Here is a 1,319-nt window from a genome sequence, read left to right as displayed (position 1 = left end):
GTACTTTACCGTGCGGAACAATGACTCAACATACGGGTTATCATCACTGACTCTTGGGCGACTATACGATGAAGTAATACCTAACTCTTCCATTTTGGCTTTGAACGTCAACGACTTCATCGGCGCACCATTATCTGAGTGAAGAACCAGAGCTTGATTGAAGCACTGCTCTCGCATCAACGTTCGTTGCAGAAGTTGTGACGCCAGCTCACCGCATTCATGCTCATACACCTCATAACCCACGATTTTTCGACTGTAGATATCCTCGATGACATACAGGTAATAGTGTTGGCCTCGAACTTTTGAAGGTAAGTAAGTGATATCCCATGTATAGACTTGGTTCGAATCTGTAGCTGTGTAACTTGTTGGTTTCGCACGCTTCTGCCTACTTCTTTGACGACCTCGTTTGTTTAGTTGCCCCTGTGCACTCAGTATCCGATAGTAACTTGACTCAGAGGCGATATACTCACCTCTATCAAGCAGTGTCGGGACGATTTGAGTCGGAGGTAAGCTTGCGAACTCAGAGCGGTTACACACCTCAATAATCGCATCACGCTCTTGTTGAGATAGCTTGTTCGCAGGCTCAGTTCTACCGCATATCGGCCTTTTGTCAGCTTGAACTTCACCTTGCTGATACCAGCGACGATACGTTCTCAAGTCAATTTGAACTTCATGGCAAGCTGGCTCTAAACGGCATCCGTATTGCCTCGCTTCAAGGATAAGAGTCACTATGATTTGCCTTTCATCGGTTGAGGTTAGTCGTCCTCTGGCTCTTCCCCGTAAAAGGCTCTTAGCTTTTTTCTTAGTACCAAGAGGGCGGCCGTTTCAGCGAGCGCTTTTTCTTTGAGTCGTAAATCTTTCTTCAACTCTTTGATTTCAAGTTTGTCAGCTTTAGCCTGTTTTTTGGCTTGTGCTTCACTCTCTTTGTTCGACATGACTCCTTGAACAAACTCATTCCGCCAAGTCTGTACTTGCTCAGGGTGCAAGCCCTTCTCTCGACAATATTGGCTGAGTTCACTTTCGGTCATCGAGTAAGTCTCGGCAACAATGGCGAGTTTAGTTTGAGCAGACCACTGCTCTGATGAAGTGTTGCTATTTGGCACGGCGGCTCCTGAACCTCTGAGTTGCTGCCGCCAATGATACAGGGTCGCAGTGCTAATTCCTTCCTCTTCCGATACTTCTTTCACTGACATCGAATAGGGAGGCAACAGCTTCTTTAATATAGCTTCTTTTCTTTCTACTGAGATACGAGACACAATTACTCTTTATCGCCCAAACTGGTTAAATTTTAACAGTGACAACTACCCTGCCAGATAGGG

The 1,319-nt window shown here is 45.9% G+C and carries 1 pseudogene; it reads right to left on the bottom strand.

Going from position 1 to position 1,319, the window contains the following annotated elements:
- Window positions 1-1,256 (bottom strand): annotated as a pseudogene (locus AB4589_RS19720) (IS3 family transposase); the annotation flags it as partial.
- Between the last annotated feature and the right edge of the window lie 63 nt (window positions 1,257-1,319).

This window comes from Vibrio sp. 10N.222.49.A3, assembly GCF_041475145.1.
Taxonomy (GTDB): Bacteria; Pseudomonadota; Gammaproteobacteria; order Enterobacterales; family Vibrionaceae; genus Vibrio; species Vibrio tasmaniensis_A.
This window is presented reverse-complemented; position numbering and strand designations above follow the sequence as displayed.